Source organism: Aureisphaera sp. (genome assembly GCF_059726885.1).
In genome coordinates this window covers 3,067,365-3,086,879 of the sequence record NZ_AP041051.1, presented here as the reverse complement: position 1 = coordinate 3,086,879, position 19,515 = coordinate 3,067,365, and the positions used below count along the sequence as shown (strand labels likewise).

Here is a 19,515-nt window from a genome sequence, read left to right as displayed (position 1 = left end):
CATATCATGACCGTTCGCATATTCTTAAGGAGTCTGTGGCCACCATTGCAATACCCCATCCAACCAATCATCCAATTCATTTTCAGTTACACTGAGTCCATAATTATTGGTCAATTCAAAATACAAAATCTTCCTCAATTTAGCCGTATCCGATTCCCTATATAGTTGACTAAGAAGTAAATGGTTTATCGAATCGAACTCGTCGGTTGGTGAATCGGGAATTAAGTTCCATGAATTAATGAGTGTTCTTAATTCACTAAATCTGGTTTTATATTCTTTTTTTAAGCGAGACTTCATGGTTATAAGCGTGAACTATAATCCTTTATTAGGATTCTCCAATCGATACCTGATAAAACGTTCTTCTCCCATTTCTACCTCCTTGTCTTTCTTAAAACCAAGTCTTAGGAACCCCTTAATTCGCGTTCTTGAGGGTGGAAACAAGACTGTTACCGATTCCATTCCCATTTCATTAAAGGCCCTATGAATAATCTCTTTATACAATGCCTTGCCCATGCCCCAATAATCCGGATGCAGGACCAAGGCCAAATCTACTTCGTCCCCCTCTGGCTGCAATCCACCCCAACCGGCAAACCTGTCTTCTATAACAAAAGCCCAAGGGCCGTAGCCATGTGTTGCCCAAAGTTGTTCCTTGGCAGCTACAAACCTCTGGCAATCACTTTCGCTAAAGCTACCTTGCAGCAAGGGCATTTGACGCCTCACCAGTGGATGGTTCATTAGTTCGATAATGTACGAGGTGTCGATTTCGGTAAGTCTCGTAAGTTCAATATGCATACAACTAGTCATTAATAACTATGGAAACGGGATACTTCTGATTCCGAAATAGTTTTATTTGTTCGTTCAGATCAGTGTAGATCTCTTCTAAGCCCTCAAAGGAATCCACGCCACCAATGGATCCTATCTCTTTTAGTCCTTCAATAACACTAAGTTCCCCAATTACCTGAAACTTATCCTCAATTTTGAGTAAATTGATGTGTTCTATGCTTTGAATCGAGAATCCGAAAGCAAAATTGGGCGTACCCGCCGAATAATTCCAAATATTCTCAATGCCAGGTTGCTTTGTGCGCATCTGTTCCCTTGTGAATCCACTAAATATAGTCCTTCCCAGTATTTCTGAATTCAATATTTTTTCGATTGTGGGTTTCTCCTGTGATTTGTAATCGATAGGGACTAGCCAGTACATACAGCTTCCGCGATATTGAAAAATCTTTACACACACCGTTACGGCATATTCACCAGTTGAAAGCTTGAATGAAAGAACAGAGTTTTCATTAAACACAAAGTTGGTTATTTTTCTATATTTTTTTCGTTTCCTGACTTTTTGATTTGTCTTTTCAATTTTCGACATATATCGCTTCAGAACCGATTTTCTGGATTTCCCTTCTTTTTCGGAATATTGAGTCCATTCCTTCACACAAGCACCCTTGTTTATTATATCTTTTATAAATTGAATTCTTTCCGGTGTCATTAAGCCCAATTCCCAATAAGCAAGACCACAACTGGTCACATAAATTTCATGGTCGAAATCGTCAAAGTAATCTGTTTCCTTTAATGGAAATTGATGCAAAATCATTTCAATTTCTGCTCCGCTATCATATAAATCCATGATTCCCCAATACGTATCGTGGGCTGTGTCTCCGTCTATTATTTTTGTTCCGTCTGTTGCCATTTAGTATGCCTGGGAAGTTTATTCAAATTTAATACTACCTATAATTTGTCTCTGGTTATATGCAATTTTAGGAACCAAATGGACTGTCATTCCTAAAGTAATCTAATCCTAAAATACGCATCGGAAAAAATCAGTAATGTGATGGCTAAGGTTGTTATAAGGAAAGTCCAGAATTGAAATTTCCAATGCAATTGATGCTTTCTGGACACTCTATACACCATAAAAAACAATAGGACGCTTACCACAATGGATAGGGTAAAAGTTCCGAGCCCAAGAAACTCACTCACTCGTCCTTCGTCATTCACCTCAATAAAATTCATGCCCCCAGCCAAAAAGCGCATATAAAAAGCCGTGAACAAAAACGGATATAGGTACTTATTCCATTGGTTTCGCTGTATCAGCAGAAAGAAGACCAGGCCCTGCAGTACGGTAATTATGGGGCCTGATATGGAAATAATGGCTTTGTGGTTCTCTGTAGGGCTCTCCCCTTCAACTGGTGCGACCCCATTTAGGCGCATGATGCTTTCATAGCCCAATAGTTCGCTGGTAAGCCAATGGGCAAACTCATGGATGATCCAGGTACCTATTACTGCCAATACTGCTACTAGGATATATTTGCCATTAATGGATCTGTCTTTCATGTACAATGTTTTTATTTGATATTAACTAAATCTATGTGCTGGGTATGGATGACGCTTGTTTGTGTCAGCTTACCGTTGCGCTTGCAATTATTGGTTACACTTTTTTACTTTGGCCTCCCTTATAGAGTCGAATTCGCGTTGGTATTTGTAATTAAACCTGTCAGAAAGGTCATTGTATGTAGCTACATAAAACTCCTGAAAGGTATACTTGTTCTCTGTATTGGTTTCATGGCCTTCTGCATCGATTAAAGCTCCTTTGCCACCTGTTCTGCCCGAATGAAAAACCCCAAGTTTATCCCTTGGCGGTTCATTAGGGTTCTTAGACACACTCCACTCTTCGTTAAAATCCCTAACATTCATCTTTGGTATTTCGGTCCGGTATCCTTTTTCGTCAACCAAGTAAAACGTTTGATCCAGAAAGCCAAACTTTTGTTTGTTGTTAAGCAATAAAAGGCCATCATCGGGGATTTCATAAACCATCCCTTCTTTTCCTTTTTTAAGCGAAATTCCACAACCGTCCTTATAAATTACATTTACCTTACCCCGATAGTCGTCTGGAATCAAAAACACTTCCGGGCCTATCGAATTCACTTTTCTCCAAATGGGCCAAAAAGCAACAATACCCACGATGAAAAGTACAATAGGTACTGTTTTTTGTTTCATGGGTTTTTTTGAAATCAATACCAAGATGATCCCAATTACGAAAACGGGTAATCCTATTATTGCGAAAAATGCTGCCGCTGTGAGTCCAACAGCGCCCAAGGCCATCAGTGTTATTCCGAAATAAAAAATTAGGTTACTTCTTTTTTTAGTCATGTTGGGTTAGCATTCATGGTCTTATGGTAAAAGGATAGGACTAAGATATATACTTTCGGAGGTATATAACAAACGAATATGTTCATAAGAATTTACTTTGTTCTAAGCTCATAATTGCCCGAAGCCCATTCCTAAAAATGGTTTGTATACAATTGTTTGGATTCTTTACTCGATGCGGCCCCTGTCTTTCACAATATTGGGTCTATGCAAGGAATGGTAAAAATATTGGCAAAATGAATACATTGAAAATAAAATTGTCATGCTTTGTTTTTGATGCGCGATGGTCTTACTCAAATCCGTTTGCAATAACCTCTTCCGCCGGCTTGCCCTGAGGTGTAAATCCCTTATGTTCTTTTCCTTGTATGGGCTTATAGTCACTTCGCATCTGCCAAATATGTGCGCCGGCAAACCATTCCTTATCCCAAACGGTATTAAAAAAAGCGTGGTAGGCATTGACCTGGGTTTCTGCAGAGTATCGATAATCGGGATGGTGTGGATTATCCATCCATACCCAGGGAGTCATTGCGCCGTCCGATGTACTTTTATAACCGAGCTCCGTAAATAGTATGTTGCGGTTGTTTGCGGTTGCCAAAGACTGCATGGCTTCTAGGTAGGGCTTCCATCCTTTTTCTATGGCCTGGGCACTTGGATACTCTGAAGGGGCTACTGGGAAATAGGCTTGTATCCCAATATAATCCAAATCTTGCCAAAAGGTAATCTTCTCATAGGCTTCGTACCAGTTGGCGGCATAGGTTAATTTACCGGAATACACGGCACGTACCTCTTGTATTAGCTGTTTCCAATACTCAGGTTTCTCTAGCACCAGTCTGGTAAATTCGGTTCCTAAACAGAACATTTCGGCCTGGGCTTGCTCGGCAACAGTGGCATATCGGATAATAAAGTTGCGGTAAGTGGCTTTCCATTGTTCCCAATCGGTATCGTTATTTGGAAAGATATCGGAACGCCATTGACCATTGGAGGGGTTATCTACCCATACGTGTGGTTTTAAAAACACCTTGAAACCTTCCTTGCGGGCATCTTCAATCCTGCGAACCCAATGTGCATTGTGTTGCTGTATATGTGCACTATCCTTATTGTGGTGTGTGACAGCGGGGCTGTCTACATCGTCCTGAAAACCCCAAGGGACAAAGGTGACCCATTCAATATTCATACGGGTGAACATAGCTGCATTGGTGGTATCTACATTGCTAAACACATGCGCTCCCCTATGTTTTCGTTCGCTCGGGGTTAAAGAATCGGCTGCTATATGGGTTTCTTCGCCTGCGGCAACCTTTTCCGAAGCCATAAAATGAAAGAACACTAGGCCTATGGTTATAAGTAACAGTAGTGCTATGCCACGAAGCTTGTTCTTTTTCATGTGCTTTTCATTTTGAAGCAATATTTCAAAAGGTTTTGAATAGGTGTTCCTTACCGCCATTGGATTGTATTTACTGGTATGGGAACGCTACTAAATGTAAGAAGATTAATTACAAAATTATTAGTTTAGTTATCAAATCAATCGTTAGAAGTCTTATGTGGAAATTTATCCTTGCTTGGTTCCCCATGATCTTTATTGCGATAGCTAACGGGGTATTCAGGGAAAAAGTGCTTGCTGAACGACTCAGGGAATTGGGTGCACACCAAGTATCTACAGCCCTATTGATCCTTTTATTTGGGGTGTATATTTGGATGGTCATTCACTATTGGCGGCCTGATTCTGGTCATCAGGCCATTGCGATTGGCTTCCTCTGGTTGGGGCTTACTGTCGCATTCGAGTTTATATTTGGACACTACGTAGCCGGGCATTCTTGGAGTAGGTTGTTTCATGATTACAACATCCTTAAAGGGCGTTTATGGATACTGTTCCTTATATGGGTAACCTTGGCTCCCTACTTGTTTTATAGGCTTCAGGGTTAACTATTACGGCCTGCAATTGGGGAATTTATAACCTTCTTGATCATGGTTCTTCAATTATTGCAGATGGATGGTTACTAAAGTTAACTTAAATCGTGGCAGTGCTCATGCCGTACTATGGCATAAAGCCTATCCAATTATTTTAATTTTGAAGTATTGGTCCAGAAAAACAATGACTAATAAGAAAATGGCACAAAGAAGAAATGTGACCAAGTTAAATTTTAGACTTACGTTATTCTTTCTGGAAAACTTAAAAATCAAAAAGAAAAGAAAGCCGCAAAAAAGTATGGAAACCGTATACAACCCAATCCCAAGTGACAAACCGAACCTACCCTCGTCATTGGGACCAAAGGAATTGGCTATACCTGCAAAAAACCTATAAACAAAGGGGAAAAAGAAAAAGGGATAGAGATACCCGTTTTTGGTTTTGTTCACTACAAAATAAAATACAACAGCCTGTAGCACCGTAACTATTGGCGCCGCCATGGTAATAATATTAGCATGCCAATCGTGTTTGTATTTACCGGAAATGGGTGATGCGCCATTAAGGGACATGGACATCCTGTTGCCCAGTAATTCGCCTGTGAGCCAATGGGCAAATTCGTGTATAAAACAACTCAATAGGACGGCTATAAAAAGAAATAGCACATAGGTAAGGTTTATTTTTTGTGTCATGTAGTTGCTGATTTTATTTGTTCATTGATTTCTTACGAAAATACTCGTTTCCAAAATACAATATGATCCCGACAAGTATCCAACCCAATAGTATTTCATTAACCCAACCTTCGGGTTCGTGATATAGGAATTTGAAATAATCTTTCATGTTGCTTCTTATAAACTCTACGGTTAGACTGAATCCCGTTAAAGCCATAAAAATGAAGCAAGTGCCACTAAAAATCTTTCGTTTTGTAGTTGTTTTGGTTGCAAGGAAAAAAGAAATCGTCATTACAATAATTAGCGCAGTAAACGGAATTCCCGACAACTGTCCGCCATGTATATTGGATGTCCAAATTTTTCCAAATCGGAAGCAGTACATTATTCCAATTATCGATAAGATGATTAAAACTATTTTTCTCATTTAAAAAGAAGTGCTGATTTTTAGAGAGGGCGCAAACCAGTTATCATTATATGCGTTGTTACCTGCTGACTTCTTCAAATCTGTGTCAGTTTTGTGGCTTGTATTTTTTCGAATAAATATTTTCCCAATCGAAATAAAATTAATGGAACTGCGACTACCGCAGAAAACCATGCGGTGTTGTAAACACCAAAATAAAAAGAATCAATGGGTACAAATTCTGAAAACTGCGTGCCCAAAATAATACAAACTAAAAATATTCTTATTATCATTTTAAAACGTCCTGGCCTTGTCAACATTTCATAAAAACCAATTATGAAAACAAATAAAAATAATGTGTCGTAAGTGATAAGTAAATTTATGATTGAGTCTAATTCGGGATTTGCTTTCCTCCATTCTTGAAGTTCGTAATAATCGTTCAAAGACAAAATGAATTGAACAATGATTACTAAGATTGAAAAAACTGGTTTATATAATTTCACGATTTTTTAAGCTTACTGGTAACGGTCTTGCGTATGGCTCGTTGTGGAAAATCAACTATACATGTTGTAACAGTTCGGATTCTTTTTTATTCGATTATTTGATTTTTGGTTATCCAAAGTTCGTCTCCAATTGTATCACTACTATTTTTGTACCTGAATAGCACTTTTTCGTTTCGGTATTTGGATTTTTTGAGAATCCCGAATTCGTAATATTCTTTATCTCCTCTTGCAACACGAACATCTGAAAAGAAAATGGTGTCATTTCTGATTTCGTATTTTCCCCTTACAACGCTTACGCCGAAACAAACACTTCTTTCTTTAAACTTATTGTTTGGCTTCAATTTGAAGGTGGTCATACAATTGGCCACTCCTTCTCTTTGGGCAACGAATAAATCATCACCTTCTAATTTATCAAAATTTATTATTCCCCTTGGTTTAAGCAGAATCAACCCTAAACATATCGCCATTATTCCAATAGTCCAGTTTCGGCTTCTATTTGAAAATTTTTCTATAATTCCTTTGCCAATTTGGAATAGACAAATTATGGATAAGGCTAAAAATACAATTGTCAAAAAAATGAAAATTGGAAAAGCTAAAAACCCCATTTTCCCTTCCAAAAAGTAATTTAAATTCACCGTAAGGAAAAAGATGATTGTTATTATTATTAGCCCATTATTTTTCAATGACTTTATTTTTCAGTTTTTGTTCAAACTTTTTAAGAGAAATTTCTTTTAACCACCAAGAGTATTCGCCGTAAGCTATTTTCTTGTCATAATCCACTTCCAAATAGTCATTCCAACAGGAGAAAAAGTCATAATCCCCGTTTTGTTCATCGTCTAAATCACTTTCTATTTTAGTAGGTGCAATTAAATAGTACTCTCCTACTTTGAATTCCGCAATATACGGGCGGCATAAAATTCCATTGTCCCCCCAAATTTTAAATTGCTTTCGTGATTCGGAACCTTTATACTTTTTAACTACTTCTACAGTCATTGAATAAGGCATCTTGCCGTCGTAGCCATAGATTTCATCCTCCAAAAAGTCTGAATACTCAATTACTTTTATTAATGCCACAAATTCTTTATTATCCGAAATAGCACCGAATCTACAATTCCATTTACACTCGCAAGAACAAGCGAAAGATTTCATTGAAACCAGAAGTACAAAAATTACCAGGATTTGTTTTTTCATAATTTTGAATAACGGTCTCTTATAACCGTTAGTTAAGGGTTAGTAAGCGTATTTCAATTTTTCTTTTTTATTATAATCCACCGGCTTCGGGCCAATTCCTCCAATTATTGTTTGGCTCTAAAGTGGGGTTCCAGTCTTCTGAATTTCTACTCATCAAAATATCAGCGATCAAATTAAAGGTTTCATATGTACTGGGTTTGTCCCCACCAAATTCAGAGTATGATCTATGGTGCCATTTATCAATTTTCATTAAGAATGGTACATCGACTGGAATACACATTCTTAATTCGTTTTCTGTTGCTCGAAAAACCTCTGGATTCGTCTCATCAAGATATCGTACTAATGATGGGTAGTCAATTAGCCCATCAGGATTGTCAAAATCTTGAATTTCAATTCCCATAGCACCATAGCTTTCATTATTCTGATCAATCGTTAATTCCTTATCCCGAACTTTCACTTTTGTTGCTTCTTTGGAAACAAGTTCGAAATCTCCTTCAATTTTTTCAAACTCTTCTCCAGAGATTAGTGTCAAATATTTTGAATTACAGATGAATCTATCATCTACCCCTGCCCTGTCCAGGTTTATTAAACAGTTTCCAAAAAAATTCAGTTCAATTTCAGCTCGAACACTTCGGTTTCCAAATCCACTTTTCTCGAACACAATAGCCCATTTATTTTCATCTGCATACAAATTGATTCTACTACCGGCTGTATGAAAATACCCATGTTCCAAATCCAAGAAGAAATTGTAAGCTCCAGTGTTGTCTAGCGCATTTAGTATTTCCTCTTTTGTGTATTTACTCATTTCTCAAATTGCAGCCAACTGTCTTGTGTATTAGCATTACTAGCTTTTGTTCCTAATGAACATCATGCACATTGCAGCGGTTCGGGTTCTTTTTTATTTCATTATTTCATTTAACCAATTTTGAGCTTCTTTGGTGTACCAATTTTGAGAAAAGTTCTCGGCACTTACAATACGTTCAAAATGGTATATTCCTTTTTCATTGTTTCCCTTTCTAGCATAGTATGTTCCTAGATAAAAATGCACGTAGGGGTTGTTAGGTTCTCTCGTTAACAATAATTCCCCAATGCTTTCTATTTCAGTATCGAAATCACTGAACTCGCCCAGATCCATATAAAAGGCTACATCTTTTAAAAAAGTAAGATTATGGAGAAGATTTAAATCGGCATAGTCCTGATAGTCGGGATAATTTTTAAAGACTGACCTTAAAAGCTCCGAGCTCGATTGTAATTTTTCAGGTGCAAATCTTGCCATATAGGATTCAGCCAATGCCTGGGCTAGTATCTTTTTTCTATAAAAATCTTTATCCGAAAACTCCTCGGACACCGCACTCTGTTTTTCCAACAGGGGTACTTCTGTCAGTCCCAGTAGGTAATTTTTTAGAAAACTAAGAGCAAAAAGCGATGAGGAAACATCTCCATTAATAAGTCTGGCAGGATCACTTAAAAGGCTGTTGTTGGCAAGCAATGTTAAGGTAATATTCTTTGAGGGTATTTTTAACAGGAGACTGGAATAACAATCATATTGACCATACGCCCAAATCATATTCAAATTCGCAAATTGCTGATTGAAAACTCCATAGCCATATGGCAATTCGGATGTAAAGGATGTAAACATCAAATCCTTGGATTCTTTGGATATGAGTGTATTATTGTCCAATGCACTATTGAAAATTGCCAAATCCTCCAGGTTGGAGACTATTCCTGCGGAAGACGAATAGCCATAATCAATAAAACCGTTTTCAATTCCATTGTCTAAAATGTATGGTTTGGCTATTGCTGCAATTTGTGTAGAATCTTTAAGTAGAAAGGTGTTTTTTAGGTGTAAAGGTGTAAAAATTTCTTCTTTCATTACTTCAGCAAAAGACTTCCCTGTCGACTGTTCAATCACACTTGTTAAAAGCCCGAATCTTGAGCTGTAATAAAAATCCTTTCCAACATTACCTTGGGAAGTATGGGATAATATGTGTTTTACTAGAATTGAATCACCCAATATTGGGTTTGGAAGGAATTCATTAATGGGCTCTTCAAGGGAGAGTTTTTCCTGTTCAACCAGTTTCATGACTAAAAGCGCAGAAAACACCTTGGTTACCGAAGCAATTGGGAACAATGTCGTAGCATCTAATTGTGTGGACTCCTCTATGTTCGATTCCCCTAAATACTTTCGATAAATAGTATTACCATTTTCTTCAATGGAAACAGCAAGCCCCGGAATTTGGAAGTACTGCTTTAACTCAACAATCTCTGAAGTGAATTGTTCAGATTTATCATCTAGTTTTTCTTTTTTACCAGAACAACTAGTAACTAAGATGAGAAAAATTAATGTTTGCGCAAATCGCTTCATTTGTTGTCTAAATTGTTAGGTTTTTGTGTTTTATTTAGTATCGAGCCTAGTTTCTATAGCCTCCAAGATTCGTTGGCTTCCCTGTTGAAATTGCTCGATGGTTGGGGCATAATTTTCATAAAACATGCTGTATCGAAAAGCACATAAATTTTTGAATTCCCTATTCGTTAGTATATAGTCTATAAATGCATCATCCTTTTTATTCTGCATAATATTGGAATACCAGTCCTCATTCTTCCACAGATCGTTGGTTTTTATTAAATCATCAATAATTATAGCTTCCACCTTTTCAGAAAAGTAAATGGAACTTGCGTAGAAATTGATAATCCTAAAAGCCAACGTATCATTTTCACTTACCATATTGTCCTCAAAATTACGTAGCAAATTATACCCTCTCTTTTCTATGTTCAATACCCGAACGTCGGTTAATATGGAAAGGACGATCTCATTTCCCTCAACGTCTTTTAAACTTAATGAATCATTTAAGATTTTTTCAAATACCTCTTTTCTGTCGAGCATGAAATTCAATACCATATCCACTTCCGAGGCATCTTTCTTTAGGTCCTCTGCTACAATTCTATAAATATTATCTAAAACCTTCTTTTGTTGACGTGATTCGTTCCAATTATTAATACTCAAAGCAATTAGAATACCAATAACAACCAGCACAATTTCACCTGTGGCATATTTTAAGTACTTGGTTGTTTTCCCTTGGTTGAGAAGGTTTTGACGTATGCTGCGGAAAAATTTAATCATTGGTTTATTGGGTTGTCATAATGAAGGCTAACGGTATTATCTATGCAAGTAGCCACATTAGTTTTTGAATATTATTCAGCCGTAACTGAGGTCAATTATGAGAAAAGCATTTCAAGTTAGCCAAATCTTAACAATATGTTATATACGCTATTGTGTAAGGTTTTTTTAAATATCATCGTCTGTATACCAATTATTTAATCCAATTTGTAATATACCTATTAGACTTTCCGAAACGTATTCATCTCCATAGTTTAAATTTGAAGCATCTCCCAAATGATACTTATTATCTTTAAATCGAATCATATAAAAATCTCTTTGACCAATCCATAGCTCACGTTCTTCCCACCTCTCAAATAGTATTGAATCATCTATTTGATGAATTTCGAGAGAATCAACACATGGTATTCCGTTAGTTATTCTATAAAATTCTACTAGTTCAAGAATTGTTTTTTCAGGCACACCTTTATTATGAGCAAGTCTGCTAAACTCGGTCAACTGAGATTCGGTAGCTGGAATTACTTCTTTCCATGATGTATTAAAAATTGGTTGAATTAATTTCATCAAACTTGCTCTATAATTACTCATTACTTCAAGTGTTTCATAATGGTTAGTGGATGATTAGTTCCGGACTTTTCCAACGGATAAGACTTAAGCAGGAAATTCGCCTATTGAACTTGCGACCGCAATTAATTATACACCGTGTTGTAGCGGTTTTTAATGTTTTGCTGTATCAATACTTCTTGCGTCAGAAATTAGGTGAGCAATTATTTTCCACTCCCCGTCTTTTTTAAAGAGTCTATGATGTGTGGTCCGGCGAGTCCCCAATTCTTTTCCGTCACTTAATTTTTGTCCTTTTCTCTCTATTGTGGAAATGGCAAGTATGGTGTTTGGGGAAATATATTTCAGTTTAATTGAAGTCTGTTCCGAATTTCCATCCATCACAAAATCCATTTTAAATACTCGCGATAAATATGATTCAATATTGTTTTTCCCAATCATACTAAATCCAAAAGCATTCGTGAAATCGGCATCATTAGAATACCACTTTGCCGCTAAGTTGGGATCTTTAATTTTCCAAGCTTTATTCCAGTCACCAATTTTTTCATTAATTTCTAAACTGTCCTTTTTAGCAATATTCTGTGAATTGACTGTGTTAAATCCTCCAAGAACTATTAATAAGATTAGTATTTTTTTCATAACAGTGTTTTTATCTTCCCCTCTTTAAATTTAGACAGCTCAGTTGACCAAGGACTATGATGGTCTATAATCCATTCGCCATTTCTATAAATAAACGAAATGTAAGAACTCATAAGAACATTTTCGTGAATTTTTAAATTATCCCCTTCACTAGGTATATACTCAAAGTCAAAACAGTCTTCCCGGTTTAAATTAAAAGCAATCCATTCTGCCTTTAATCCATTACCCAGATCGTTTATTGGCATCATATACCGCCCGATTTCCGTAATTTCTTTTTCTCCATCAAATTTGAAAAGGGTCCAAATGTATTCTAACGGAATTTTGGCGTCTTTGGGGCTAATCTGCTCTATTAGCTTCCCCTCTTTTCTTACGAACTTTCTTGGCTTTCGAAATTTTATGCTTTCCTTATCACAAGAGCAAAATTTTATTCCTTTTTCGAAATCACACATAGTTTGTTTTTAATGCTGCACTACGGTCTTGCCTATGGCTCGTTTAGGAAAATCATATTCGATTTTCTGCCGTAACCGAAAGATAGCAAATTGCAATGACACTAGCGAGGTGAACTGGCGAAGCAATTCCCATTAGGACACGAGCGAAGCGAACTGCCGCAAGCAATTCAGCCACTATGAACGATACACATTATTAGCAACGTATGTTATCAATAACCAAACTCCAACACCACAATACGTTTATGGATATAGTTATCAAAATTAGGTTCGGAATTTAAGATGGCATCGAGACGGTCTTGAACGATTCCATCCTTTTTGCGGCTCTCGTAGTATCGTTTGACCAAGCTATCGGAATCCTTTATACGTTCAAGGGCATGCATATATTTTCCATGTACGTTGACTTGATAACCGGCTCTGGTTGTATCGATTCGGTGAACTTCATTCCATAAGCCACTTTTCTTGAATAAAGTCCTTGTTTCTTCAGTTTGAAAATTGAATTTTTTATAACTGGTCATTTTTAAAGATAAAAAATCCGTTAGGTACTGAAGGTATGCATCTTGGCTTGATAAGTCGGGGTAGGTATTAGATAAGTTGGTCTCAAAGTCGGATACCAGGACATTTAATGCCTCAGTCTCTTCTATACCCAATGTATCCTCAAAAACTTGAATTTGATTTTCGGTTGAATTACAACTCAGCGTCAAAATAGCGATTAAGAGGATTAATGGTTTCATAGCTTTTTCAATATGTTTGTTATCGGCTTGGCTAAACGCCTTGATCAGCTTTTGCGGGACATGAATGTTCTGGCCTTTGTTCTCGGTGGGTTTCCTTTCATTATAATCTCATTATACAATACCGTAAACTATCCAACTAATTCTGCCACCGCTTTAATAGCTGAACGTGCCGCAGTATGTACGCTACTCCAATCTTCCCCATCTGTGTAAGCATCGCCGGCAAAAAAAAGTTTATTCCCTACCGATTCACCTAGTGTTCTTACCCTTCGCCAATCCTCATTATCGTATATGTACGCACCGTTTGCAAATGGTTCTTCGTTCCAATTCTGGAAAAGGTGCTGGACATAATTTGCCGATGCTTGACCATTAAAAATATCATCCAATTCCGTCAACATAAAATTTATCAACTCGGCATCCGATAAATTCACATACGGCAATGTACCTGTGCCCACAGCAAATAGACCCAAAACATTTTGATTGGTATTTTGCCCATAGGCAGCGTCGTAATATAATTTTTGTCCTGCGGATTCAGGTTGTATATCAAACGCAACAAAGGCTGGGTAAAATTTTTCAGAAAATTCAATAAAGGCTTTACAACCATCCCATACAGTTACGTTATTGATGGCCTCTATTTTATCATTTGGCAAGGCTGGGGTAAAATTTATTGCGCCGTTTTGCAAAATTTTTACAGGTACCGCAACAATTACCCTATCTGCTGTAAATTCTTCATTGGCAGTTTTTACAATAACTTGATCGGCAGAGTAGTCAATGGATTCTACAACTTTATTGTATTTAATTTGTGTTTCGACAGATGGAACAACATATTCCTTAAAAAAATCAAACCAAGAGGAGCCAATAAATTTTTGGTCAATAGTAAAGCCGACATCAGCCAAACTTATTTGTTGCCCTTCAAATAGTCCATAATCTACTGCTGGGTCGTAAGGTGTGGTTTCTACATTTATTGTAACGGAGGAATCATTGACTATTTCACTTAGCACCTCTTTTTCCACGTGTAGCCATTCGCCTCCTAAAGAAATGGGGAAATCCGCAAAGTCATTGGTGCTTCTCATCCGTCCACCGTAAGCTGAAGACGCTTCCAATATTTCAAAATCAATTCCTCTTTGATTAAGGAGATGTCCGGCGGTTAATCCAGCCGCACCAGCACCTATGATAATTACTTTTTCTATTGAACTTGGTGAGGTATCATCTTTTTTATTGCATGAACTAAAAGAAAACTGTAGAGGTATTCCAACCCCCAATAATCCGCACATTCTAATGAATTCACTTCTATTCATAAATTACCACTTTATATCTTACGTGTTTACAACGGTTTTGGCTATGGTTTTGTTTTACGTAATAAGAGATTAACCTTACGTAACAATACAGAGCCGAATTTTGAAATTTGGTGACTTGCAAATGTTCGCGCGGACTTTTCGGTTAAACACTTTTCGTCTTATTATTATACCTCGATGGTTGTAGTTTTTACCACGGAGTATCGATAAATTGATTTCTCAGCAGTAAAATATTAATTCGTTTTCTTACCTTTTCTCTTATATTATTTGTTGTTAATAATGCATAACTCCAAATTTTTTCCTTTGTCCATTTTTCTCCAAATTTTTTAAATTCTGTCATTCTCGAAACAACACCTTCTTTGTATTCAAATACGGTTTTGTATTCTTCGTTCACATCTGAATTGTGTTTTTCCCTGATTTCAATCAAATTTCCTTTTTTACTATAAACATACTCTAGTTCGTTATAAGGAATTGATTGTTGATCAGGAAACAACCTAGCTGCATAAATGATTTTGTTTTTTGAATAGACCTTTTTTGTTAGATAGTCACCATTCTGTTCAAGAATGGTATCTCCAGTTTTATATTTCTTTTTATCCGTTATTCGGGTCATATTCTTTCGTGCTGTAGGAATAAAATGACCATTCTTATATTTATATTCAGTTGTTCCTCGAACAATTATCGTATCCGAAACATGAGCAGAAGAATAATCCAATCGATATACTTTGTCGGCTTTCTTGCTAATTTCAAATTTAACTTTATGATAATCAGTTTGAAGAGTGTCCTTATAAAATTTTTGAACAACGATTATTTCGCCCTTTTCAGATTGCGAAATTCCGTGTGTCGAGAAAAGTAACATCGTAATAATTCTTAATATTCTTTTCATTACGAGGTGTTCTTTAATTGCAACCAAAGGTCTCGTACAATAATAGCAGCCAGATTTCACACACCAACTTTTCGGTTAAACATAGACTATTTTTAACTTCACTTTGTTTCCCATTAGCAATTAAACCGTTTTTTTCTTTATACATTGTTGTATTCAGTTTATTTAGTCCACTAAAGTACTTTTAAGAGTTTCCAACAATTTAGTCAGTCTATTATCAGTCAAATTAGATATTCGATATTCACGGTATTTTTTAAATCCATCACTAAATATTATTTCGTAGTGATTCAGAGCAATGGTGTCAATCATAATTCTTTTTTGGTCATCACGAAGCCCGTGTTCAACTGAGCGAGAAATAATTAGTCGATATAGTGATGTCCCAATACGAAAATGATTGTTTTCTCCTTTTTCTTTTAATTTAACAATGTATTTCTTTACGGGTTTTAATCTTTCAAATCCACCATTGTCAAATATGTCAAATATTCTTTGAGTTTCTTCCCAGGAATCTTGAAATCGCTTTGTTATTTCTATTGTTCTACTGTCCATTTCTCAAATTACATACAACGGTTTTACTCATAGCGCGTTTAGAAGAATCCTATTCTATTTTCCATCATAACCGAAAGATAGCCAATTGCAATGACATGAACGAAGTGAACTGGCGAAGGAATTCCGATTAGTACACGAGCAAACAATTCAACCGCAATGCCTATATGCATTGTTGAAGCACGTTATTGATATTCGTATCGATTTCGCCAAACACTTTCTCCTTTCAAAAAGTCAAGCAGTATCTCAGTCATTTGGACAACTGTAGTGATTGGTTTTACCATTAGAATATGGTCATCGTCTGTTACAAATCCTGATGCTAATCCATCACCTCCTAAACTTCCACTCACGTGCAAAGCTTTATATCCATCACCACTTTGGTCTTCCAATTGTACAATATGAAATTCATTCCAATAGATTGATTCCATTGTACTTTTTATTGTTTCCGCTGTGGCGTTTTTAGATATGGTTTTTGAATTTTCTCCGTTGCCATAAGAGACCGTAAGTTTTAAATCTCGCTTTTCTTGTTGAAAATCACCAATCCGCAATGCAGTCTTGTTTTTAGCAATTTCGAGTGTGTTTGAATTCCGTTTTGAATTCCAACCAATCAAAGCAAATATTCCTGTTAATGCTAAAATTCCGAAGATTATGAAGGTATTCATTCCTTTCATTTGAGTTTGGTCATAATGTGCTCCAACGGTCTCGGCTATAATTTCTTTACGGGAAAATCCGCAGGATTCTTCACGCCGTAACCGAAGATAATACATAAGCGTTGAATTCACATTAGGAATTCAACTAAGATGAACTATACACGTTGTTGACAGTCGTTTATAAAAACTTAAGTTCGAAAGGATTATTAATAGACTTTTCTCCGAAGATTTTTAATAAAGAAACTAAACTAGTTTTGTCACCTTCTAGTTTTTCCAATTTCTTTTCATGATATGGTTGATTCAAATTTGGGATACGAGTAGCAAAAAATGGCATTAATTCCTCAAATTCATACTTTTTGTCAATATCTGGAAAGTTAATTAAAGGTAGAACGAACTGCTTTTCTTTATACTCATTGGAATACTCAAAAATCCACTTATCTTTATTAAATTCAAGTATACCAACTAGTTTATCATCAAACAATAGCTCAAATTTTGCATTTTCATTTTCTGAGTTAAGTTTAGACAAGAATTCATCATCTCCAGACCATGGAGTGAGTTTTTGTAGTATATTTTTTATTTTTTCTTTCATTAATACGCTAAGTTACGATTTTTTTAAGTTCTTGAAATCTGTATCTTAATATATCAGTAATTATAAAACGTCTATTGTTACTAATTAGTGTCTTGTATTTTATGTTAAAATTTTCAATTACTCCTTCTATTTTGTTTTCCACAAAAAGTTCTTGTACAAATTTAGTGTTCTTGTAATAAGAATCATAAGATTTGATCAATTCAAAATGATTAACATTTTCTTTATTTTCGATACCAATTTTGGGTCTACTATTTTTACAATATTTCTTAATGAATTGTTCTCTACGATTCTTGGTGTTTAAAATTTCATTAATTTTATCTTCTGTTTCATTCCATAACAAACCTCGTGCCGAATCATAGATAGGTGAGAATTCAGCCAAATTTTCACCATATACATCACGAATTATTCCCCAATTGTACATGTGTCTGTCATTATTGCCAATTAATGCGTCGAAGAATAACATTAACATGAAGGATTTAAAAATTTCATTAAATGAATCTTTGAAAAAGTGTGTAAGAACATCTCTAGTGAAACTAATAGTAAAAAATGCTTGTGTCATTCTTTGTAACTCTATATCATCTACAAATTGTTTGTCATTTAGGTAACCAGCATACATATCTGCTCCGTGATAAAGTTCGTCGGTATGTTTTTTTAAAAAGTACCTAGAGAGAAATCTAATTTGTCCTCCTATGCAACAAATTTTTGAGTCAGCAAGATTAAAACCAAACCATTTACCTATATCAGAAATCAATTGTTCTGTAATTGATTCTAAAGGATAATATTTATGTCCAAGTTTAGCAATATAAATAGGCCACTTTTTTGTTTTTATTTTTAGAGAGTGACCATATTCATAATAACGTATTATATCTTTTGGAGCATCACCCGTTACTGAAACATCTTTAATCACACAATAGTTGTGTTTTTTGACAATTTCAATATTTGCAAATTTAGGTCTAAATCCACTATACTTTAAAATTGGAAGTTTAGAAACATGCTTGAATTTGTGATTTATTTTTCTGCTCATTTTCTCCAATTGCCTCTAAAGTCTAATATATAAAAAGTAGTGGATTTTTATGTCCTCAATTTCGGTTTAGTACCGACTATAAATTTAAACAATCAAATTGACTGAAATGTTAACTCGCTATTTTTTAATAACAATGTAGGCAACTTGTTTTCATTCTTAATCGCCTTTTCCTTCTGGAACTACAACAAAAGCCCATTCAGCGTCGGTAGGAACTTTATATTTATCTAAAAAATTTCCTCCAAGCCCATAAGTATCTCCAAACATAAATTTCACTCCATTGTCTAATTTAAGAGTGTCCGTCTCTTTTAAGTTAAAAACTCTAAATTCATTCGGGCTCATTTTTAGATTTTCGACAATTCCAATTGCGCTAGAAGTTTCATTATAATTAAATATTTTATAGGTTTTTCCAGTTTTATTGTATTTGGCAGGAATAATAGAATTTTCATTTCCATTTTCTACAAAAATATCTCCATTCAAATCTGTCCATTTCTCCTCTTTTTGAGGTTCACTTGGTTTTTCCGATTCTACAAACTTTTGATTTATACCTTCTTTTGTTTCCTTTTCAGTTTCCTTTTGTCCGCAAGCAGATAACGGCAAAAGAATTATAAAAATTCGAATGTATTTTGTCATTTCTTAAATTGTCACCAAAGGTCTCGTCCATAAGTAGTTGCGGAAAAGAACGCAAGGTATGTTCCGTCATTAATTATACCAGTTGTTGGTATGCGTTTATTTCCCTTTACTATAAATATCCGTCCACATAGACCTCCATATTTTCCAGGAGTTATCACTTTGTTTTCTGTAGATCGTAGTATTAAATCCGTTTTGTACCATTCCAAACGTCACTGTATCTTTCCTATAGGTCCAATCCAACAAAGATGTATGTGTGGATATTGCCAAGGTGTCCATTATTTTAATATTGATGATTTCGGTTTGATAATCGTTTATAATTGTCTTCGAGCTATCTTTTGGAAACCAAAATTTTCGAATTTCAGATTTCCCTTCTATCGGTTTTAATCTATTGGGTTGAATGCGCGCGTTCTCTTCTAATAAGCCCATAACTTTTTCTTCATCATTTTCCAACCAACCATTTACGTATAGACTGTGTAGCTGTTCTATTTTTAGTTGATCAGGATTCGGGTTATCACTTTTCTTTTCTGTTTTACAACTCCAGACAAGAATGATCACAAAAAACATGGTAAGTATTCTGTAAAATTCTTTTTTCATCCGATTTTT

25 protein-coding genes are annotated in these 19,515 nt (G+C 35.7%); 1 reads left to right on the top strand and 24 read right to left on the bottom strand.

The annotated features are described in order from the left end of the window. Positions 1-24: 24 nt before the first annotated feature. The 6 genes from AC6JAD_RS13840 to AC6JAD_RS13815 form a co-directional block, all read right to left on the bottom strand. Positions 25-297, bottom strand: a complete 273-nt coding sequence (locus AC6JAD_RS13840) for a hypothetical protein (RefSeq protein WP_461302940.1) — start codon at positions 295-297, stop codon at positions 25-27. 15 nt (positions 298-312) lie between these two features. Then, entirely contained in the window at positions 313-792 is a 480-nt protein-coding gene (locus tag AC6JAD_RS13835; RefSeq protein WP_461302939.1) for a GNAT family N-acetyltransferase, read from the bottom strand. Between the two features lie 4 nt (positions 793-796). Further along, a complete protein-coding gene (locus tag AC6JAD_RS13830; RefSeq protein WP_461302938.1) occupies positions 797-1,687 on the bottom strand; it encodes a hypothetical protein in 891 nt (296 codons plus the stop codon). Positions 1,688-1,779: 92 nt separating this feature from the next. Then, positions 1,780-2,328, bottom strand: a complete 549-nt coding sequence (locus AC6JAD_RS13825) for a hypothetical protein (RefSeq protein WP_461302937.1) — start codon at positions 2,326-2,328, stop codon at positions 1,780-1,782. Positions 2,329-2,415: 87 nt separating this feature from the next. Next, on the bottom strand, positions 2,416-3,144 hold the full coding sequence (locus AC6JAD_RS13820) for a DUF6843 domain-containing protein (protein WP_461302936.1): 729 nt from the start codon (positions 3,142-3,144) through the stop codon (positions 2,416-2,418). Between the two features lie 286 nt (positions 3,145-3,430). Beyond that, complete coding sequence (locus AC6JAD_RS13815; RefSeq protein WP_461302935.1) at positions 3,431-4,522, bottom strand: glycoside hydrolase family 113; 1,092 nt, start codon at positions 4,520-4,522, stop codon at positions 3,431-3,433. Between the two features lie 155 nt (positions 4,523-4,677). Here AC6JAD_RS13815 and AC6JAD_RS13810 point away from each other — a divergent pair, with 155 nt between their 5' ends. Next, positions 4,678-5,061 (top strand): hypothetical protein, encoded by a 384-nt coding sequence (locus AC6JAD_RS13810; RefSeq protein WP_461302934.1) that lies wholly within the window; start codon positions 4,678-4,680, stop codon positions 5,059-5,061. Positions 5,062-5,187: 126 nt separating this feature from the next. Here the strand turns inward: AC6JAD_RS13810 and AC6JAD_RS13805 are convergent, their stop codons facing one another. The 18 genes from AC6JAD_RS13805 to AC6JAD_RS13720 form a co-directional block, all read right to left on the bottom strand. Continuing rightward, positions 5,188-5,733: a hypothetical protein gene (locus tag AC6JAD_RS13805; RefSeq protein ID WP_461302933.1), complete on the bottom strand. Its 546-nt coding sequence runs from the start codon at positions 5,731-5,733 to the stop codon at positions 5,188-5,190. 968 nt (positions 5,734-6,701) lie between these two features. Then, positions 6,702-7,298: a hypothetical protein gene (locus AC6JAD_RS13800; RefSeq protein ID WP_461302931.1), complete on the bottom strand. Its 597-nt coding sequence runs from the start codon at positions 7,296-7,298 to the stop codon at positions 6,702-6,704. Next, positions 7,288-7,806: a hypothetical protein gene (locus AC6JAD_RS13795; protein ID WP_461302930.1), complete on the bottom strand. Its 519-nt coding sequence runs from the start codon at positions 7,804-7,806 to the stop codon at positions 7,288-7,290. The genes AC6JAD_RS13800 and AC6JAD_RS13795 overlap by 11 nt, the downstream gene beginning before the upstream one ends. Before the next feature lie 70 nt (positions 7,807-7,876). Beyond that, a complete protein-coding gene (locus tag AC6JAD_RS13790; protein ID WP_461302929.1) occupies positions 7,877-8,611 on the bottom strand; it encodes a DUF7003 family protein in 735 nt (244 codons plus the stop codon). Between the two features lie 93 nt (positions 8,612-8,704). Continuing rightward, complete coding sequence (locus AC6JAD_RS13785) at positions 8,705-10,171, bottom strand: serine hydrolase domain-containing protein (protein ID WP_461302928.1); 1,467 nt, start codon at positions 10,169-10,171, stop codon at positions 8,705-8,707. A 30-nt stretch (positions 10,172-10,201) separates the two neighbouring features. Beyond that, entirely contained in the window at positions 10,202-10,927 is a 726-nt protein-coding gene (locus AC6JAD_RS13780; RefSeq protein WP_461302927.1) for a DUF6090 family protein, read from the bottom strand. A gap of 165 nt (positions 10,928-11,092) precedes the next feature. Beyond that, positions 11,093-11,512 (bottom strand): hypothetical protein, encoded by a 420-nt coding sequence (locus tag AC6JAD_RS13775; protein WP_461302926.1) that lies wholly within the window; start codon positions 11,510-11,512, stop codon positions 11,093-11,095. A gap of 129 nt (positions 11,513-11,641) precedes the next feature. Beyond that, positions 11,642-12,124, bottom strand: a complete 483-nt coding sequence (locus AC6JAD_RS13770; RefSeq protein ID WP_461302925.1) for a YybH family protein — start codon at positions 12,122-12,124, stop codon at positions 11,642-11,644. Then, positions 12,121-12,573: a hypothetical protein gene (locus tag AC6JAD_RS13765; protein ID WP_461302924.1), complete on the bottom strand. Its 453-nt coding sequence runs from the start codon at positions 12,571-12,573 to the stop codon at positions 12,121-12,123. Before AC6JAD_RS13765 ends, AC6JAD_RS13770 begins: the two co-directional genes overlap by 4 nt. A gap of 209 nt (positions 12,574-12,782) precedes the next feature. Next, positions 12,783-13,304 carry a hypothetical protein gene (locus AC6JAD_RS13760; protein ID WP_461302923.1) on the bottom strand — a complete coding sequence of 174 codons (522 nt, stop codon included), beginning with the start codon at positions 13,302-13,304 and terminating at the stop codon, positions 12,783-12,785. Positions 13,305-13,432: 128 nt separating this feature from the next. After that, positions 13,433-14,599, bottom strand: coding sequence for a flavin monoamine oxidase family protein (locus tag AC6JAD_RS13755; RefSeq protein WP_461302922.1), 1,167 nt, complete (start codon positions 14,597-14,599; stop codon positions 13,433-13,435). A gap of 187 nt (positions 14,600-14,786) precedes the next feature. Continuing rightward, positions 14,787-15,479, bottom strand: a complete 693-nt coding sequence (locus AC6JAD_RS13750; RefSeq protein ID WP_461302921.1) for a hypothetical protein — start codon at positions 15,477-15,479, stop codon at positions 14,787-14,789. A gap of 162 nt (positions 15,480-15,641) precedes the next feature. Next, a complete protein-coding gene (locus AC6JAD_RS13745; protein WP_461302920.1) occupies positions 15,642-16,022 on the bottom strand; it encodes a hypothetical protein in 381 nt (126 codons plus the stop codon). Between the two features lie 182 nt (positions 16,023-16,204). After that, a complete protein-coding gene (locus AC6JAD_RS13740; RefSeq protein ID WP_461302919.1) occupies positions 16,205-16,786 on the bottom strand; it encodes a hypothetical protein in 582 nt (193 codons plus the stop codon). 61 nt (positions 16,787-16,847) lie between these two features. Continuing rightward, on the bottom strand, positions 16,848-17,258 hold the full coding sequence (locus tag AC6JAD_RS13735; protein WP_461302918.1) for a HipA N-terminal domain-containing protein: 411 nt from the start codon (positions 17,256-17,258) through the stop codon (positions 16,848-16,850). A 7-nt stretch (positions 17,259-17,265) separates the two neighbouring features. Beyond that, a complete protein-coding gene (locus AC6JAD_RS13730; RefSeq protein ID WP_461302917.1) occupies positions 17,266-18,282 on the bottom strand; it encodes a HipA domain-containing protein in 1,017 nt (338 codons plus the stop codon). Between the two features lie 156 nt (positions 18,283-18,438). Then, positions 18,439-18,912, bottom strand: coding sequence for a hypothetical protein (locus AC6JAD_RS13725; RefSeq protein ID WP_461302916.1), 474 nt, complete (start codon positions 18,910-18,912; stop codon positions 18,439-18,441). A 96-nt stretch (positions 18,913-19,008) separates the two neighbouring features. Then, positions 19,009-19,506: a YybH family protein gene (locus tag AC6JAD_RS13720; RefSeq protein ID WP_461302915.1), complete on the bottom strand. Its 498-nt coding sequence runs from the start codon at positions 19,504-19,506 to the stop codon at positions 19,009-19,011. Positions 19,507-19,515: the final 9 nt, after the last annotated feature.

Bases quoted from the DNA above. Each gene is read 5' to 3' on its own strand.
- AC6JAD_RS13840 (WP_461302940.1), bottom strand. From the start codon at position 297: ATGAAGTCTCGCTTAAAAAAAGAATATAAAACCAGATTTAGTGAATTA.
- AC6JAD_RS13835 (WP_461302939.1), bottom strand. From the start codon at position 792: ATGCATATTGAACTTACGAGACTTACCGAAATCGACACCTCGTACATT.
- AC6JAD_RS13830 (WP_461302938.1), bottom strand. From the start codon at position 1,687: ATGGCAACAGACGGAACAAAAATAATAGACGGAGACACAGCCCACGAT.
- AC6JAD_RS13825 (WP_461302937.1), bottom strand. From the start codon at position 2,328: ATGAAAGACAGATCCATTAATGGCAAATATATCCTAGTAGCAGTATTG.
- AC6JAD_RS13820 (WP_461302936.1), bottom strand. From the start codon at position 3,144: ATGACTAAAAAAAGAAGTAACCTAATTTTTTATTTCGGAATAACACTG.
- AC6JAD_RS13815 (WP_461302935.1), bottom strand. From the start codon at position 4,522: ATGAAAAAGAACAAGCTTCGTGGCATAGCACTACTGTTACTTATAACC.
- AC6JAD_RS13810 (WP_461302934.1), top strand. From the start codon at position 4,678: ATGTGGAAATTTATCCTTGCTTGGTTCCCCATGATCTTTATTGCGATA.
- AC6JAD_RS13805 (WP_461302933.1), bottom strand. From the start codon at position 5,733: ATGACACAAAAAATAAACCTTACCTATGTGCTATTTCTTTTTATAGCC.
- AC6JAD_RS13795 (WP_461302930.1), bottom strand. From the start codon at position 7,806: ATGAAAAAACAAATCCTGGTAATTTTTGTACTTCTGGTTTCAATGAAA.
- AC6JAD_RS13790 (WP_461302929.1), bottom strand. From the start codon at position 8,611: ATGAGTAAATACACAAAAGAGGAAATACTAAATGCGCTAGACAACACT.
- AC6JAD_RS13785 (WP_461302928.1), bottom strand. From the start codon at position 10,171: ATGAAGCGATTTGCGCAAACATTAATTTTTCTCATCTTAGTTACTAGT.
- AC6JAD_RS13780 (WP_461302927.1), bottom strand. From the start codon at position 10,927: ATGATTAAATTTTTCCGCAGCATACGTCAAAACCTTCTCAACCAAGGG.
- AC6JAD_RS13775 (WP_461302926.1), bottom strand. From the start codon at position 11,512: ATGAGTAATTATAGAGCAAGTTTGATGAAATTAATTCAACCAATTTTT.
- AC6JAD_RS13770 (WP_461302925.1), bottom strand. From the start codon at position 12,124: ATGAAAAAAATACTAATCTTATTAATAGTTCTTGGAGGATTTAACACA.
- AC6JAD_RS13765 (WP_461302924.1), bottom strand. From the start codon at position 12,573: ATGTGTGATTTCGAAAAAGGAATAAAATTTTGCTCTTGTGATAAGGAA.
- AC6JAD_RS13760 (WP_461302923.1), bottom strand. From the start codon at position 13,304: ATGAAACCATTAATCCTCTTAATCGCTATTTTGACGCTGAGTTGTAAT.
- AC6JAD_RS13755 (WP_461302922.1), bottom strand. From the start codon at position 14,599: ATGAATAGAAGTGAATTCATTAGAATGTGCGGATTATTGGGGGTTGGA.
- AC6JAD_RS13750 (WP_461302921.1), bottom strand. From the start codon at position 15,479: ATGAAAAGAATATTAAGAATTATTACGATGTTACTTTTCTCGACACAC.
- AC6JAD_RS13745 (WP_461302920.1), bottom strand. From the start codon at position 16,022: ATGGACAGTAGAACAATAGAAATAACAAAGCGATTTCAAGATTCCTGG.
- AC6JAD_RS13740 (WP_461302919.1), bottom strand. From the start codon at position 16,786: ATGTATTATCTTCGGTTACGGCGTGAAGAATCCTGCGGATTTTCCCGT.
- AC6JAD_RS13735 (WP_461302918.1), bottom strand. From the start codon at position 17,258: ATGAAAGAAAAAATAAAAAATATACTACAAAAACTCACTCCATGGTCT.
- AC6JAD_RS13730 (WP_461302917.1), bottom strand. From the start codon at position 18,282: ATGAGCAGAAAAATAAATCACAAATTCAAGCATGTTTCTAAACTTCCA.
- AC6JAD_RS13725 (WP_461302916.1), bottom strand. From the start codon at position 18,912: ATGACAAAATACATTCGAATTTTTATAATTCTTTTGCCGTTATCTGCT.
- AC6JAD_RS13720 (WP_461302915.1), bottom strand. From the start codon at position 19,506: ATGAAAAAAGAATTTTACAGAATACTTACCATGTTTTTTGTGATCATT.